Here is a 12,423-nt window from a genome sequence, read left to right as displayed (position 1 = left end):
GGCGGCACGCCGAGAGGACGCACCGAACGCCGCGCGGCCGCCCTCCGGGCGACGACGTCACGTTTGCACCAGGCCCCAGCGGCGCGGTACGCGGCTCAGGCTCCCTCAGCCGCGTACACCTGTGCACCTCCCACATAGGTCCGCGCCACCCGGGTCTGCGCGATCGCCTCCGCCGGCCCGTCGAACGGGTCGCGGTCCAGGACGACGAGATCGGCCAGCGCTCCCACCCGCACCTCACCGGTGTCGTCGAGGTGGTTCACGTACGCCGAGCCCGCCGTGTACGCGGCGAGCGCCTCGGCGAGCCCGATCCGCTCGCCGGGCAGGAACACCGGCGCGCCGGCGGCGTCCGGCGTCACGCGGTTGACCGCCACATGGACGCCGTGCAGCGGATCGGGGCTGCTCACCGGCCAGTCGCTGCCCGCCGCGAGCCGGGCGCCCGAGCGCAGCAGGGCGCCGAACGGGTACTGCCACGCGGCCCGTTCGGGACCGAGGAAGGGAATCGTCAGCTCGTCCATCTGCGGCTCGTGCGCGGCCCACAGCGGCTGGATGTTCGCGATCGCCCCGAGCCGCGCGAAACGCGGCACGTCGGCGGGCTGGACCACCTGGAGATGGGCCAGATGAGGCCGTGTGTCGCTGGGCCCGTTGGCGGCGCGCGCGGCCTCGATCGCGTCCAGCGCGTCGCGTACGGCCCGGTCGCCCAGGGCATGGAAGTGGCACTGGAAGCCGAGTGCGTCCAACTCGGTGACGAACTTGGGCAGTTGCTCCGGATCGATGAAGCTGGTGCCCCGGTTGGCGGTGGCGCAGCCGCACTTGTCGAGGTAGGGGTCCACCAGCGCGGCGGTGCCGGTCTCGGCGACGCCGTCCAGCATCAGCTTGACGCTGGTCGCGCGGAACCGTCCGTGACTCAACGCCTCCCGTCGCTCGGCCAGTTCGGAGATCTGCTCCGAGCCGCGCTCCCGGTCCCACCACAGCGCGCCGACCACCCGCGCGGTGAGCGAGCCGTCCCGCGCGGCCGCCAGATACGCCTGCGCCGGGTTGTCCATCCCGAGGAAGTCCCCGACCAGCGCGTCCTGCCAGGCGGTGACGCCGAGCGCGTGCAGATGCCGCTGGGCGTGCAGCAGGGCCGCCACCCGGTCGGCCCCCGTGGCGGGCGGCGTCAGCCGGCCCACCAACTGCATCGCGCCCTCCTGGAGCGTCCCGCTCGGCTCGCCGGAGGCGTCCCGTTCGATCCGCCCGTCGGCCGGGTCGGGCGTGTCCCGGGTGATCCCGGCGAGCGTGAGGGCACGGCTGTTGACCCAGGCCCCGTGATGGTCCCGGTTCGGCAGATACACCGGCCGGTCCGGCACCACCGAGTCCAGCAGCTCCTTCGTCGGCGTACCGCCCTCGAAGGCCTCCATCGACCAGCCGCCGCCGGTGATCCACTCCCGCTCGGGATGCGCGCCGGCGTAGGCCCGCACCGCCGCGAGGGTCTCGTCCGCCGTCCTCGTGCCCGTCAGATCGCACTGGGTGAGCTCCAGCCCGGCCGGCACCGGATGCACGTGCGCGTCCTGGAACCCGGGCAGCAGCAGCCGCCCGGCGAGGTCCACCACCTCGGTCCGCGGTCCGGCGAGATCGTGCACCTCCTCGCGCCCTACGGCCGTGATGCGGTCGCCGGTGACGGCCACGGCGGTCGCGGTGCGGCCCCCGGGGGTGAGGACGGGGCCGCCGGTGAAGAGGAGATCTGCGTACATGTTCCGTTTCCTGGTCGGGGGTTATCGGGAGGTGACGAGCAGCTGGGGCGCGTCGGCGTCGGTGCCCCGGCCGGTGCGGAAGTACGGCGACCTGCGCACCCACCTGGCCCACGCGGCGGCCACGAAGCCGGACGCGATCATCACCAGGGGGGTGACGAGCAGGAACCATCCGTTGTCCGCGCTGACTTCGAAGTGGTCGGCGGAGGTGTAGAACGACCAGCCGAGATAGCCGCCGAGACCGAGCAGCGCGAGCGCGCTCAGCGTGGGCAGGACCACCGCGCGCACCCCCTGCCGGAGATCCTCGCGCAGCAGGGCACGGAAGCGGACGGCGGCCGCGAGGGCGGTGAGGGCGTACGACAGGGCGACCACGATGCCCACCGCGTTCACCGTTGCCATGATCATGTCGGCGAGCCGCGGGATGACCAGTGCGAGCACCGCGACCGCCACGGCCAGCGCGCCGATCAGCATCGTGCCGGCGGCCGGAGTCCCGTACCGCGGGCTGACCTTGGACCACACCGGCCCGAGCGTACGGTCGCGGCTCATCGCGAACATCCCGCGGGCCGTGGGGATCACCCCGGCCTGGAGCGAGGCGACGGCCGAGAACATCAGCGCGATCAGGGGGAGCGCCGCCCACGGCTGGGAGGCCAGCCGCTCACCGAAGAAGGCGAGACCCTCGGGTCCGTGGCCGACCAACTCCTCCTCGGACAGGACACGTTGGAAGGCGACGGAGCCGAGCAGGAACAGCCCGAGCATGGTGAACAGGGTGATGGTGCCGGCCCGGGACGCGTCGCGCGGGTCGCGCACCTCCTCGTTGACGGTGAACGCCGACTCGAAGCCCCAGTAACAGAACACCGACAGCAGCAGCCCCTGCGCCAGCGCGGTCGCCGACGGGATCTCGAACGGGTCGAACCAGCCGAGGCTGAAGTCGTGCGGGCCGGTGACGATGCCGTAGCCGCAGAAGCCGAGCAGGACGACGTACTCGAAGACCAGCAGTCCGGCCTGGAGCCGCGCGGCGGTGCGGATGCCGGTCACGGCGGTCAGCGTGACCGCCACCAGGACGACGATGCCGACGGCCGTGGTCTGCGCGGTCGAACCGGGGTCCAGCGCGAGGCCGCCCACCCGGTGCAGGCCGGCGTCGCCCGCCAGTTGCAGCAGGGCCGAGCCGGTGACCGCGGTGGTGTACGCGAGGAACGCCACCACGGCCACGATGTTCACCCAGCCGACCATGAAGCCCAGCCACGGGGTGAGCGAACGGCCCACCCACACATAGCCGTTGCCCGCGTTGGGCTCGACCTTGTTCAGCCGGGAGTAGGCGCCCGCGATGCCGAGGACCGGCAGGAACGCCAGCAGCATGATCGCCGGCAGATGCAGTCCGACCACGCCGGCGGTGACCCCGAGGCCGATGCCGATGCTGGTGGTCGCGGCGGTGCTGGACGCGGCGATGGCGATGCCGTCCAGGACACCGAGGGACTTGCGCAGCTCGGGCCGCGCCGGAGGGTCGACGACGCTGGGGGACTGCTGATCGGACATGGCCGGATCTCCGCTCGCATCAGGGGCCCGGTCGGCCCCGATGAGCGGACATGAAACTGAACGGGGGCTTAACAGGTCAACGGTGTTGTCGTAAGGTGCGGGGCACCGGACCGAGGGAGGCAGACCATGAGCGAGCGCGTCGTCCCGCCCGCCGCCCGCCGGCGCAGGCGCCCCACCAAGCAGGGCGTGGTCCTGTCTCAGGACCTGATCGTCGAGACCGCCCTGCGGCTCATCGAGGAGCACGGCGCCGACGCCCTGTCGGTGCGCCGCCTGGGCCGGGCCCTCGGCGCCGACCCCAGCTCGCTGTACCGGTACTTCCGGACCACGGACGACCTGATGCTCGCCATCGCCGACGAACTCATCGGCCGTACCCTGCGCACCTGGCGACCCACCGGGGACTGGCGCGCCGACCTGCGGGACCTGGGCCTGCGCATGCACGCGGGGGCCCTGGCGCACCCCCGGGCGGCGGTGCTCAGCTCGTACCGGGTGACCGGGCGGGCGTACGAGATCCAGGCCGTCGAGACCATCCTGGGCGTGCTGCGCCGCGCCGGTTTCCCCGATCCCGACGCGGTGCGCATCTACCACGTCTTCGTCGACCAGGCCCTCGCGCACGGCGCCCTCGACTCGGCGAGCGTCGCGATGCCGAAGGCCGCGCGGGACGCGGAGGCCGCCGTCTGGCGGGCCACCTACGCACGGCTGCCCGCCGACACCCACCCGCACATCGCGGCCACCGCCCGGCATCTGGTGGCCGACATGGCCCGCAGCTCCTATCCGGCGGCCCTGGACCTGCTGCTCAGCGCCGCGGCGAGCCGGCTCACGGAAATCCGGTCCCGGTCCGGGGACCCGGCGGCCACACTGGACCCGTCCGTCACAGCCGCGTCCTGAGGAGAGAGCCCGCCGATGGCCCCGTCGCCCGCACGCCCCGCCGAGCAGCGCAGGCAGGACACCCTGCACCGATTGGAGAACGACGAGGACGTGTGGGTCGCCACCGCCGACGCGGGTGGGGGAGTGCCGTTCCTCGTGCCGCTCTCCTTCCTCTGGGACGGCTCGACCCTGCTGCTGGCGACGCCCGCGACCAGCCCCACGGGCCGCAACCTCAGCGCGACCGGCAGAACGCGCCTCGGCATCGGTCCGACCCGCGACGTCGTCATGATCGAGGGCACCGTCGAGACGGTCACGCAGGACGAGCTGGCCGAGGGCGAGGGCGACCGCTTCGCGGCGAAGACCGGCTTCGACCCGCGCCGGCTGAGCACGCCCTACCGGTACTTCCGCGTCCGGCCGACCCGGATCCAGGCCTGGCGCGAGGCGAACGAGCTGGACGGGCGCGAGCTGATGCGGGACGGGAAGTGGCTGGTGACGGACTGAAACGCGCTGACCTGGACACCCGTCGGGGACAGGGTGGCGGGGCAGGACGTCCCGCGGCCAGGACTCCTGCGGAGGAACCATGCCAGTGGTGAAAGCGGGCTTCGTGGTGCTCGACTGCGCCGAGCCCGAGAAGCTCGCCGTCTTTTACACGGAACTCCTCGAAGGTGAGCAGACGGAGGCGACCGCCAACCGTGTCGAGATCAGGGGCGCCGACGGGACCCGCCTCGCGTTCCGTCGCGACATGAACGCGACCCCGCCGAGCTGGCCGCGCCCCGAGAACTCCCTCCAGGCCCATCTGGACTTCGTGGTGGAGGACCTGGACGAGGCCGAGCGCCGGATCGTGGGCCTCGGTGGCCGCCCCGTGGAGACGAAGGAGCCGACGGGCCCGTACGAGGAACGCGGCTGCGCCGATCCGGCCGGCCACTCCTTCACCCTGCGCCGCGTGCATGCGATGGCGCCGAAGCAGGGCTGAGCGTTCCGCCCGCCCGGTGCCCCCGGGCGGGCGGATTCTCAGTCCCGGCCGCCCTGGTCGGCGACCGGCCACACGCCCGTCCTGCGTTCGATCGCCTTGGCTCCCGTGCGGTCCGCCAGGCTCCGGGCCACCGCGAAGAGAGCGCCCTGGACCGCGGCCGCGAGCAGGATCTCGCCCCAGCCGCGCTCCCGGTCCAGCGCGTCGGGGGCGTCCTCCTCCTTCCGGATCGCCATCCAGGTCTTGCGGAAGGCGAGTCCCGCCAGCGCCCCGCTCGCCCAGCCCAGGGCGAATCCCAGCGGCTTGTAGGCCAGCGGGAGCTTCAGTTTCTTCTGCTTGCTGTTCTTCTTCGCCATGCGCGCCTGCGCCTCCTTCGTCGATCAGGGTCGTCCGCTCGCCGGGACCCGCTCGCCCTCGGGCACCGGCCCGGGCGGCGTCCCGTCGCCGAACGGCCTGCCGCCCAGCTCCTCGCGGTGGTGCGGTGCCGCCCAGCCCGCCAGGCCGGGCCCGGCGGGCACGATTCCGGTCGGGTTGATGCCGCTGTGAACCTGGTAGTAGTGCCGTTTGATGTGATCGAAGTCGACGGTGTCACCGAATCCCGGCGTCTGGTGGAGATCGCGGACGTACGCCCACAGGACCCGATTCTCCGTCAGCTTCCAGCGGTTGCACTTGAAGTGGCCGTGATAGACGGCGTCGAAGCGGACCAGCGTGGTGAACAGCCGGATGTCCGCCTCGGTGATGGTGTCACCGACCAGATAGCGCTGCCCGGCCAGCCGCTCCGCGAGCAGCTCCAGCCGCCGGAAGAGCCGGGCGTACGCCTCCTCGTACTGTGCCTGGCCGGTGGCGAAGCCCGCCCGGTACACACCGTTGTTGACATCCTCGTAGACGTCCGCCATCACGGCGTCGATCTCGCCCCGCAGCGCCTTCGGGTACAGGTCCGGCGCGCCGTCGCGGTGCAGTGCCGTCCACTCGGTGGCGAGGTCGAGGGTGATCCGCTGGTAGTCGTTGGTGACGAGCCGGCCGCTGGGCACGTCCACGATCGCGGGGACGCTGACGCCGCCGGGGTAGCCGGTCTCCCGCAGGTCGTACGCCTCGCTGAGGAAGCGGATGCCGAGGACCGGGTCGCGGTCGCCGGGGTCCAGTGTGAAGCGCCAGCTGCGGTCGTCCTGGATCGGGTCGGCGATCGCCAGGGAGAGGGAGTCCTCCAGCCCCAGCAGCCGTCGCGACACCAGGGAACGGCTCGCCCATGGACAGGCACGGCTGACCACCAGACGGTAGCGGCCCGCCTCCACCGGCCAGCCGTCCCGCCCGTCCGCCGTGATCCGGTCCGTGAAGTGGGCCCTCGACCGCTGGAACCGTTTCCTCCCGTACGCGGTGTTGCCCCCGCCGCTCATACCGGCGCTCCTCTCTGCCCTGCGTCCCTGCCGCAGTACCCCGGGTTCCCCGGTCCCACCGAGTCCCCCGATTTCCGTCGACGGCACGGTGTGAGGCAGATCGATCTGGGGATTCGGCGATAGATGAGCAGGGACAACGAGGCGCCGAACACGGACCGCAGGACCCGGGTCACCGTGCTGGTGGCGCTCACCGCCAATCTCGTCATCGCCGTCGCCAAGGCCGTCGGCGGGATCTTCGCCCACTCACCCGCACTGCTCTCGGAGGCGGCGCACTCCGTGGCGGACACCCTCAACGAGGTCTTCCTGCTGGCCGCGCTGCGCCGCAGCCGCCGACCCGCCGACGCCCGCCACCCCTTCGGCTACGGCAAGGAGCGCTTCTTCTGGTCGCTGCTCGCGGCCGTCGGAATCTTCGTCATGGGCGGCTGCTTCTCGTTCTTCCAGGGCGTCGAGGCGCTGCGCGGCGGCGGGGGCGAGGAGAAGTTCAGCGGCTATGTGGCAGGCATGATCGTGCTGGGGGTCGCCTTCGTCGCCGAGGGACTGTCGCTGGTACGGGCCCTGCACCAGGTGCGCCGGCAGGGCGGCCTCGCCGGCGGTATGCGCGACCCGGCCCTGCGCACGGTCGTCGCCGAGGACGCCACGGCGGTGTTCGGTGTGACGCTCGCCTTCGCGGGCATGGCGCTGCACATGATCACCGGGCAGGTGGTGTGGGAGGCGTCCGCCTCGCTCGCGATCGGCGCGCTGCTCGTGTACGTGGCCTATCGACTCGGCCGCGACGCCCGCGACCAGCTGATCGGGGAGGCCGCCGACCCCGAGGCCGACGCCAGGATCCGTGCGCTGCTGGCGGCGCAGCCGGAGATCGACAGCGTGGAGGCCCTGTTCACCATGAAGACGGGCCTGGACACGTGTCTCGTGGCGGCCCGCGTCGATCTGGTGCCCGGACTCGACAGCGAACAGGTCGAGGAGGTCGCCGTCCGCATCAAGCGGGCCGTCGGTGACGCGGTGGACGAGGCCGACCAGGTCTTCCTCGACGTGACCGAGCGCTCCGCCCGGGAGGCATACGGAAGCCCCGCCGCGACGGGGGAGCGCGGCGGGGCCTGACGCACGTGTGCCCGACCGGGGCGGGTTCATGCGTTCCGCCGGAGAAAATATCCGCGGAGCCCCCGATCAGCCCTCGTCGACGGGCTCCAGGACGAACAGCGGGATCACCCGGTCCGTCTTCTCCTGGTACTCCGCGTACGGCGGATACGCCGCGACGGCCCGCTCCCACCACTCGGCCTTCTCCGCCCCGGTGACCTCGCGGGCCCTCATGTCGCGCAGCTCAGTGCCGTCCCTGAGCTCCACATGGGGGTCGGCCTTGACGTTGTGGTACCAGACCGGGTGCTTGGGCGCCCCGCCCAGCGAGGCGACGGCGGCGTAGCTGCCCCCGTGCTCGACGCGCATCAGGGGCGTCTTGCGGATCTTGCCGCTCTTTGCGCCGCGGGTCGTGAGCAGGATCACGGGCATCCCCGTGTTCATGAGGGTCGTGCCCTGGGTCCCGCCGGAGCTCTCGTACAACTCCACCTGCTTGCGGACCCAATCGGTCGGGCTGGGCTCGTACTCGCCCTCAAGAGGCATGTCATCGGTCCCATCGTCGTGTCCTGTGCTGACTGACACCGTTCTTCAACACCGGCCGGTGCGTGATTCATCCTGCCGGTCCTACAGCAGCATTCTCACGGCCAGCAGCAGGATCACGCCGCTCGACACCAGCGCTGTCACCAGCCGTCCCCGAAGCCCCGTCAGCAGCCGTCCCAGCAGTGCCCCGCCCCCGGCGAGCAGCAGCTGCCAGCTCGCCGAAGCGGCGAAAGCGGCCAGGACGAACACGCCCTGCTCCAGAGGGGAGACGGCATCCGTGGCGCGAGTGCCGAGGACCAGGGCCGCGAAGTAGATCACGGTGGTCGGGTTGAGCAGCGTGATGCCGAGCAGCGCCAGACAGGCGCGCGCCGGGCTCGGGGGAGGAGGCGTGGAGCGGGTGGCGGGCCGGTGGTTGCGGTAGTGGCGTACGGCGGTGACCGCGCCCCGTACCGCGAGGAACACCAGCACCAGGGCGGAGGCCCAGCGCAGCGGCACCAGCACCGGACGCAGTGCCGCGGCCAGCGCGGAACCGCCGAGAGCGGCCACGAGTGCGTAGAGCCCGTCGGCGGTGGCGACGCCGAGCGCGGAGCAGACCCCGGTCCGCAGGGACGTACGGGCGGTGAGGGAGACGAGATAGGTCGCGACCGCTCCGACCGGGACGGCGATGCCGTAGCCCGCGAGCAGCCCCGCGACGAGCGCGGCGGTCACGACGTGGGAAGCGAGGGCCTCCACGGTCGGCCGGGCTGCTGCTGGGACCGCACCGGACGAGGGGCGGCGGTCAGCGGCAGGGAGGCGAGGATCGCAGGCATGGCCGGATTCTGGGGGTGGCCGGGGCCCGCCCACAAGCGAATTTCGCGGGAGGGCCGCGCGGCACCGGTCCGACGCCGGCCGGACCGAAGCTCTGTGCGACGATCCCCGGCCAGATTGCCCGCGCGCGTGATCTGGCCGAACTTGGCGTCGTCAGCTAGATGCCCCAGGCATCTAATAAAGATCGGCACGACGCACTCTTCGTCTGCGAGGTCTTCGATGACGGACATGACGGAACCCCCCACCGTCGCCTTCCCACAGAACCGCACCTGCCCCTACCACCCGCCCGCGGCCTACGACCCCCTGCGCGACACTCGCCCCCTGGCCCGCATCACCCTCTACGACGGCCGTCCGGCCTGGCTGGTCACCGGACACGCCCTCGCCCGCACCCTGCTCGCCGACCCGCGGCTGTCCTCGGACCGCTCCCGGCCCGAATTCCCGGCGCCCACCGAGCGGTTCGCGGCCGTGCGCGACCGCAAGTCCGCGCTGCTGGGCGTCGACGACCCCGAACACCGGGTCCAGCGCCGGATGATGGTCCCCAGTTTCACCCTGCGCCGCGCCGCCGAGCTGCGCCCGCAGATCCAGCGGATCGTGGACGAGCGGCTCGACGCGATGATCGCCCAGGGGCCGACCGCCGACCTGGTGACGGCCTTCGCGCTGCCCGTGCCCTCGATGGTCATCTGCGCCCTGCTGGGCGTGCCCTACGCCGACCACGACTTCTTCGAGGGGCAGTCGCGACGCCTGCTGCGCGGTCCGAGGGCCGCCGACACGATGGACGCACGCGACCGGCTCGAGGCGTACTTCAACGAGCTGATCGACCGCAAGCAGAAGGAGCCGGAGCCCGGCGACGGCGTTCTCGACGAGCTCGTCCACCGGCAGCTGCGCGACGGCGACCTCGATCGCGAGGAGGTCGTCGCCTTCGCGACCATCCTGCTGGTCGCCGGCCACGAGACGACCGCCAACATGATCTCGCTGGGTACCTTCGCGCTTCTCCAGCACCCCGAACAGCTGGCCGAGCTGCGCGCCGACCCCGGGCTGTTGCCCGCCTCGGTCGAGGAGCTCATGCGGATGCTGTCGATCGCCGACGGGTTGCTGCGCGTCGCCGTCGAGGACATCGGCACCGAGGGCGGCACGATCCGGGCGGGCGAGGGAGTGGTCTTCTCGACCTCGGTCATCAACCGCGACGAGTCCGTCTACCCCGACCCCGACGCCCTGGACTGGCACCGCCCCACCCGCCATCACGTCGCCTTCGGGTTCGGCATCCACCAGTGCCTCGGCCAGAACCTGGCCCGCGCCGAGATGGAGATCGCCCTGCACACCCTGTTCGAGCGCCTGCCCACCCTGCGGCTTGCCGTCCCTGCGGAGGAAATCCCCTTCAAACCCGGCGACACGATCCAGGGGATGCTGGAACTCCCCGTGAGCTGGTAAGAGGCTCCGGTCATGGACAACGAAACGCACGAATCAGGCCATATCCACATCGACATCGATCATGACGTCTGCGTAGGCGCCGGTCAGTGCGCCCTGGCCGCCCCGTCCGTGTTCACCCAGGACGACGACGGCTTCAGCGCCCTGCTCCCCGGCCGGGAGGACGGCGGCGGCGACCCCATGGTGCGGGAGGCGGCCCGGGCCTGCCCGGTCAGCGCCATCACCGTGTCCGCAGAGGGGAGCTGACGCCGGGCGACCCCGTCGAACGCCCGCACCCGTGGGCGGGTCCGCACCCGGGCCCGCCCGCCGGCGGATGCCGCGGGCTCGCCCGGGGATGCGCGGCCGGCCGGTCAGCGCGCCGCCGTCAGCAGAGTCCGCGCCGCCTCCCGCGCCTCGCCCGCCGGTCGCGTGTCACCCGTTATCCCGGCCGTGACCATCGCGCCCTCGGCCAGCAGATACAGCGGCCCGGTCAGCGCGCCGGGCAGTCCGGCGTCGGCCACCAGCGAGGCGAGGTGGTCCCGGAACGCCCGCTTGTGCGCCCGGACCTGGTGCGCCACCCGCTCCGAGCGCGCGCCGAGCTCGCCGTAGGAGTTGATCCAGGCGCAGCCGCGGAAGTCCTCCTCGGCGAACCACTCCTCCAGCCAGTCGAAGACGGCGAGGATCCGCCGCTCGGGGTCCGGCTCCTGCTCCGTGCGGGCGGCGAGCCCGCCGCGCCAGCGCACGTCGCGCCGCTCCAGATACGCCTCGACCAGCTGCTCCTTCGCCGGGAAGAGCTGATAGAGGCGCTTGAGCGAGACCCCGGACGCGCCCCGGATGTCGTCCATGCCGACGGACTGGATGCCGCGCCCGTAGAACAGCCCCTCCGCTGCGTCCAGTGCCTGCTCCCGGGCGGTTGCGCTGTCCATGTGCGGCCTCTCCTTGACGTGAGAACGTGCGTTCTCCTACGGTAGCAGCCAGCTGGAGAACGTACGTTCTCCCGCGCGCTCACCGCTGATACGGCCCGGAGGAAGACATGACCGACCGCCCGCCCCTGCCCCCGTTCACCCACGCGACCGCCGCGCAGAAGGTGCAGGCCGCCGAGGACGCCTGGAACACCCGCGACCCGCACAAGGTCTCGCTCGCCTACGCGCAGGACTCGGTGTGGCGCAACCGCGACACCTTCGTCACCGGCCGCGCCGAGATCGTCGAGCTCCTCACCGCGAAGTGGGCGCGCGAGCAGCAGTACGCGCTGCGCAAGGACCTGTGGGCCTTCGACGGCAACCGCATCGCAGTCCGCTTCCAGTACGAGTGCCGGGACACCGACGGCCAGTGGTGGCGCTCGTACGGCAACGAGCTGTGGGAGTTCGACGAGCACGGCCTGATGACCCGCCGCGAGGCGAGCATCGACGACGTGCCGATCGAGGAGAGGGAGCGCCGCATCCTCGGTCCCCGGCCGGAGAACGACCGCGGGCTCACCTTCCCGGTGCGGTAGGCCGGTTGAGTAGGGTTCCCGGGTGACCGAACAGGCCCGGAAACCCTTCCTCTACGTCGTCGTCTGCGCCGCCGGGATCGCCGCGGACGTCAGCAAGCTGATCAGCGCCGCGCAGGAGCGGGACTGGGAGACCGGGGTCATCGCGACCCCGGTCGCCATGAACGGCTTCTTCGACACCGCCGCCGTCGAGGCCCTGACCGGCCGCCCGATCCGCTCGGCATGGCGCACCCCGGCCGAGCCGCGACCCTTCCCGCCGCCGGACGCCGTCGTCGTCGCCCCGGCCACCTTCAACACGATCAACAAGTGGGCCGCCGGCATCTCCGACACGCTCGCCCTGGGCACCCTGTGCGAGGCGCACGGCCTCGGCGTCCCGATCGCCGTCCTGCCCTGCATCGCCGACGCCCTCGCCGCCCACCCCGCCTACGGCGACAGCCTGATACGGCTGCGCGGAATGGGCGTGCGCTTCGGGGACCCGTACACCGGCGAGGCCGGGGAGGACGGCAGGCGACCGGAGTTCGGCTGGGAACGGGCGCTGGACCTGCTGGAGCGCGGCGGCGCGGACGCCGGCTGACGAGAACCCGCGTGGCCCCGGGCAGCGAACCGGCCCCGAGCGCGCACCGC

The 12,423-nt window shown here is 72.3% G+C and carries 15 protein-coding genes; 8 read left to right on the top strand and 7 right to left on the bottom strand.

Annotated elements, in window-relative coordinates; genetic code table 11:
• Positions 1 to 95: 95 nt before the first annotated feature.
• Together AC3ETA_RS37720 and AC3ETA_RS37715 are read right to left on the bottom strand one after the other, a co-directional pair.
• On the bottom strand, positions 96 to 1,730 hold the full coding sequence (locus AC3ETA_RS37720; protein WP_432197399.1) for an amidohydrolase: 1,635 nt from the start codon (positions 1,728 to 1,730) through the stop codon (positions 96 to 98).
• Positions 1,731 to 1,751: 21 nt separating this feature from the next.
• The gene (locus AC3ETA_RS37715; protein WP_432197398.1) at positions 1,752 to 3,260 is read right to left on the bottom strand and encodes an APC family permease; all 1,509 of its coding nucleotides are present in this window, start codon (positions 3,258 to 3,260) and stop codon (positions 1,752 to 1,754) included.
• A 126-nt stretch (positions 3,261 to 3,386) separates the two neighbouring features.
• On the opposite strand from AC3ETA_RS37715, the gene AC3ETA_RS37710 reads away from it, so the two are divergent.
• The 3 genes from AC3ETA_RS37710 (at position 3,387) to AC3ETA_RS37700 (ending at position 5,097) form a co-directional block, all read left to right on the top strand.
• Positions 3,387 to 4,145: a TetR/AcrR family transcriptional regulator gene (locus AC3ETA_RS37710; protein ID WP_432197397.1), complete on the top strand. Its 759-nt coding sequence runs from the start codon at positions 3,387 to 3,389 to the stop codon at positions 4,143 to 4,145.
• A gap of 15 nt (positions 4,146 to 4,160) precedes the next feature.
• Positions 4,161 to 4,625: a pyridoxamine 5'-phosphate oxidase family protein gene (locus AC3ETA_RS37705; RefSeq protein ID WP_432197396.1), complete on the top strand. Its 465-nt coding sequence runs from the start codon at positions 4,161 to 4,163 to the stop codon at positions 4,623 to 4,625.
• Between the two features lie 79 nt (positions 4,626 to 4,704).
• Entirely contained in the window at positions 4,705 to 5,097 is a 393-nt protein-coding gene (locus AC3ETA_RS37700) for a VOC family protein (RefSeq protein WP_432197395.1), read from the top strand.
• 38 nt (positions 5,098 to 5,135) lie between these two features.
• On the opposite strand, the gene AC3ETA_RS37695 is transcribed toward AC3ETA_RS37700, so the two are convergent.
• Positions 5,136 to 5,450: a DUF4235 domain-containing protein gene (locus AC3ETA_RS37695; protein WP_432197394.1), complete on the bottom strand. Its 315-nt coding sequence runs from the start codon at positions 5,448 to 5,450 to the stop codon at positions 5,136 to 5,138.
• 24 nt (positions 5,451 to 5,474) lie between these two features.
• Positions 5,475 to 6,488 carry a glutathione S-transferase family protein gene (locus AC3ETA_RS37690; protein WP_432197393.1) on the bottom strand — a complete coding sequence of 338 codons (1,014 nt, stop codon included), beginning with the start codon at positions 6,486 to 6,488 and terminating at the stop codon, positions 5,475 to 5,477.
• Positions 6,489 to 6,611: 123 nt separating this feature from the next.
• On the opposite strand from AC3ETA_RS37690, the gene AC3ETA_RS37685 reads away from it, so the two are divergent.
• Complete coding sequence (locus tag AC3ETA_RS37685; RefSeq protein ID WP_432197392.1) at positions 6,612 to 7,586, top strand: cation diffusion facilitator family transporter; 975 nt, start codon at positions 6,612 to 6,614, stop codon at positions 7,584 to 7,586.
• Positions 7,587 to 7,652: 66 nt separating this feature from the next.
• Here the strand turns inward: AC3ETA_RS37685 and AC3ETA_RS37680 are convergent, their stop codons facing one another.
• Together AC3ETA_RS37680 and AC3ETA_RS37675 are read right to left on the bottom strand one after the other, a co-directional pair.
• Entirely contained in the window at positions 7,653 to 8,102 is a 450-nt protein-coding gene (locus AC3ETA_RS37680) for a nitroreductase family deazaflavin-dependent oxidoreductase (protein WP_432197391.1), read from the bottom strand.
• Positions 8,103 to 8,183: 81 nt separating this feature from the next.
• A complete protein-coding gene (locus tag AC3ETA_RS37675; RefSeq protein WP_432197402.1) occupies positions 8,184 to 8,807 on the bottom strand; it encodes a LysE family transporter in 624 nt (207 codons plus the stop codon).
• A 318-nt stretch (positions 8,808 to 9,125) separates the two neighbouring features.
• On the opposite strand from AC3ETA_RS37675, the gene AC3ETA_RS37670 reads away from it, so the two are divergent.
• Together AC3ETA_RS37670 and AC3ETA_RS37665 are read left to right on the top strand one after the other, a co-directional pair.
• Entirely contained in the window at positions 9,126 to 10,334 is a 1,209-nt protein-coding gene (locus AC3ETA_RS37670) for a cytochrome P450 (RefSeq protein WP_432197390.1), read from the top strand.
• A gap of 42 nt (positions 10,335 to 10,376) precedes the next feature.
• The gene (locus AC3ETA_RS37665) at positions 10,377 to 10,577 is read left to right on the top strand and encodes a ferredoxin (protein ID WP_030957382.1); all 201 of its coding nucleotides are present in this window, start codon (positions 10,377 to 10,379) and stop codon (positions 10,575 to 10,577) included.
• Between the two features lie 104 nt (positions 10,578 to 10,681).
• On the opposite strand, the gene AC3ETA_RS37660 is transcribed toward AC3ETA_RS37665, so the two are convergent.
• Positions 10,682 to 11,236 (bottom strand): TetR/AcrR family transcriptional regulator, encoded by a 555-nt coding sequence (locus AC3ETA_RS37660; RefSeq protein ID WP_432197389.1) that lies wholly within the window; start codon positions 11,234 to 11,236, stop codon positions 10,682 to 10,684.
• Between the two features lie 107 nt (positions 11,237 to 11,343).
• On the opposite strand from AC3ETA_RS37660, the gene AC3ETA_RS37655 reads away from it, so the two are divergent.
• Together AC3ETA_RS37655 and AC3ETA_RS37650 are read left to right on the top strand one after the other, a co-directional pair.
• Complete coding sequence (locus tag AC3ETA_RS37655; protein WP_432197388.1) at positions 11,344 to 11,802, top strand: DUF1348 family protein; 459 nt, start codon at positions 11,344 to 11,346, stop codon at positions 11,800 to 11,802.
• Positions 11,803 to 11,824: 22 nt separating this feature from the next.
• Positions 11,825 to 12,373 carry a flavoprotein gene (locus tag AC3ETA_RS37650; RefSeq protein ID WP_432197387.1) on the top strand — a complete coding sequence of 183 codons (549 nt, stop codon included), beginning with the start codon at positions 11,825 to 11,827 and terminating at the stop codon, positions 12,371 to 12,373.
• Positions 12,374 to 12,423 lie beyond the last annotated feature (50 nt).

Source organism: Streptomyces sp. bgisy027 (assembly GCF_057710365.1).
Note: the sequence above shows the minus strand (reverse complement) of the source record. Positions and strands in the feature narration are given on the sequence as shown.

Excerpts from the sequence above, each read along its gene's own strand:
- AC3ETA_RS37720 (WP_432197399.1), bottom strand. The coding sequence starts at position 1,730 with ATGTACGCAGATCTCCTCTTCACCGGCGGCCCCGTCCTCACCCCCGGG.
- AC3ETA_RS37715 (WP_432197398.1), bottom strand. The coding sequence starts at position 3,260 with ATGTCCGATCAGCAGTCCCCCAGCGTCGTCGACCCTCCGGCGCGGCCC.
- AC3ETA_RS37710 (WP_432197397.1), top strand. The coding sequence starts at position 3,387 with ATGAGCGAGCGCGTCGTCCCGCCCGCCGCCCGCCGGCGCAGGCGCCCC.
- AC3ETA_RS37705 (WP_432197396.1), top strand. The coding sequence starts at position 4,161 with ATGGCCCCGTCGCCCGCACGCCCCGCCGAGCAGCGCAGGCAGGACACC.
- AC3ETA_RS37700 (WP_432197395.1), top strand. The coding sequence starts at position 4,705 with ATGCCAGTGGTGAAAGCGGGCTTCGTGGTGCTCGACTGCGCCGAGCCC.
- AC3ETA_RS37695 (WP_432197394.1), bottom strand. The coding sequence starts at position 5,450 with ATGGCGAAGAAGAACAGCAAGCAGAAGAAACTGAAGCTCCCGCTGGCC.
- AC3ETA_RS37690 (WP_432197393.1), bottom strand. The coding sequence starts at position 6,488 with ATGAGCGGCGGGGGCAACACCGCGTACGGGAGGAAACGGTTCCAGCGG.
- AC3ETA_RS37685 (WP_432197392.1), top strand. The coding sequence starts at position 6,612 with ATGAGCAGGGACAACGAGGCGCCGAACACGGACCGCAGGACCCGGGTC.
- AC3ETA_RS37680 (WP_432197391.1), bottom strand. The coding sequence starts at position 8,102 with ATGCCTCTTGAGGGCGAGTACGAGCCCAGCCCGACCGATTGGGTCCGC.
- AC3ETA_RS37670 (WP_432197390.1), top strand. The coding sequence starts at position 9,126 with ATGACGGACATGACGGAACCCCCCACCGTCGCCTTCCCACAGAACCGC.
- AC3ETA_RS37660 (WP_432197389.1), bottom strand. The coding sequence starts at position 11,236 with ATGGACAGCGCAACCGCCCGGGAGCAGGCACTGGACGCAGCGGAGGGG.
- AC3ETA_RS37655 (WP_432197388.1), top strand. The coding sequence starts at position 11,344 with ATGACCGACCGCCCGCCCCTGCCCCCGTTCACCCACGCGACCGCCGCG.